Genomic DNA, 1,609 nt, shown 5'->3' on the forward strand with positions numbered 1-1,609 from the left:
GGCACGACGTCACCGCACGAGGCTGCTGCAAGGGGCTGGCACTGGTGACCGGCGCTGCCTGCGCGTATTGGGAACAGGCGAAAAAACAGCGCACTGGCTGCTCACGCCGGGTTTCGGCGCAGACGTCCGGCGCAGACGTCCGGCACGGATGCGGACGGCATACTTTGAGGAGAATATCCATGCAAAATGATTTGCCCAAAGGTTTCAGGGCCGGAGCCGCGGCGGCCAACTTCAAGAAAGCCGGTCGTGACGACCTGGGTCTCATTGTTTCCGACACCCCCGCCGTGCTGGCCGGCATGTTTACGCAAAATCTTTTCAAGGCCGCGCCTGTGCTGGTCTGTCAGGAAATTCTGGCCCGGGGTCGTGCGGTTCGTGCCGTGCTCGCCAATGCGGGTCAGGCCAATGCCTGCACCGGCGATGAAGGGCTTTCCAACTGCCGGGCCACTCAGGCCATGATTGCGGGCCTTACCGGGATTGATCAGGACGAGATTTTGCCTCTTTCCACAGGCGTGGTGGGCGCGCATCTCAAAATGGATCTTTGGCTTGACGCTGTTCCCGCACTGGTGCAGAGCCTTGGCAGCCGCGATGCCGAGGGCTTTACCCGTTCTTTCATGACCACCGATGCTTTTCCCAAATTTGCCGCGAGAGAAGTGGCGCTTGCGGGCGGAAGCGTGCGCCTGACGGTTATGGCCAAAGGCGCGGGCATGATTTGCCCCAACATGGCAACCATGCTCTGCGTGGCCCTTACTGACGCGCAGGTGGCCGCCGAACCCTGGCAGGCCATGTTTGGCCGCGCCGTGAACAAGACCTTTAACCGGGTGAGCGTGGATGGCGACACCTCCACCAACGATACCATTCTGGGGCTTGCCAACGGGGCTTCGGGCGTGGCCGCGCAGGGGCCGGAAGATATGGCCCTGCTTGAGGAGGCGCTGACAGCCATTCTGGGGCAGGTGTCCTATATGCTGGTCAAGGATGGCGAAGGCGCGCGCAAGGTCATCCATATCACGGTCAACGGAGCGGAAAGTGACGCTGACGCCGAACGGGTGGCCCGAAGCGTGGGCCATTCGCAACTGGTCAAGACTGCCATGTACGGCGGCGACGCCAACTGGGGCCGTATTGTGACGGCCGTGGGCTACAGTGGCGCCAGGTTTGATCCGGCGGCAGTGAGCATGAAGCTTTGCGGTATTGAACGGTTCCGCAAGGGCTGCCCGGTCAATGAGGATCAGGAAGCCGCGCTTTCCGAACTGCTCAAGGGTGAGGATGTGCAGGTGGATATTGATCTTGGCGGCGGATCCGGCTCGTATACGTTCAAGGCTTCGGATCTTGGGCATGAGTATGTGACGGAAAACGCCGATTACCGCTCATAAAGGACGCCTCTGCGGCGGCGGGCGGTATTGCATGATCCGCAGGGATTGAGAGAGAAAAGGCCTGTCCTTCTGGATGGGGCGGCTTTGCGCTACACAAGCCAAGGTGGGAAAGAGCTTGTCCTTTGAGATAGGTTTTTTGTTGCCCTGCGGGCGCGAGGGCTTTTTCTTTGTTTGTTATTTTGGCCGCCTGCGCGGCGTGCGGCAAGGCGGGGCCGGTTATGGGGCTGCGCCCCCTTCTCGGC

The 1,609-nt window shown here is 61.1% G+C and carries 1 protein-coding gene; it reads left to right on the plus strand.

All coding sequences use genetic code 11. The features are described 5' to 3' along the window. The first annotated feature begins 179 nt into the window (after nt 1–179). Nucleotides 180–1,367 (plus strand): bifunctional glutamate N-acetyltransferase/amino-acid acetyltransferase ArgJ, encoded by a 1,188-nt coding sequence (gene argJ, locus V6C16_RS12795; RefSeq protein ID WP_333536566.1) that lies wholly within the window; start codon nt 180–182, stop codon nt 1,365–1,367. The last annotated feature ends 242 nt before the right edge of the window (nt 1,368–1,609 follow it).

Source organism: Desulfovibrio sp. 1188_IL3213 (assembly GCF_036763145.1).
Lineage (GTDB): Bacteria > Desulfobacterota > Desulfovibrionia > Desulfovibrionales > Desulfovibrionaceae > Desulfovibrio.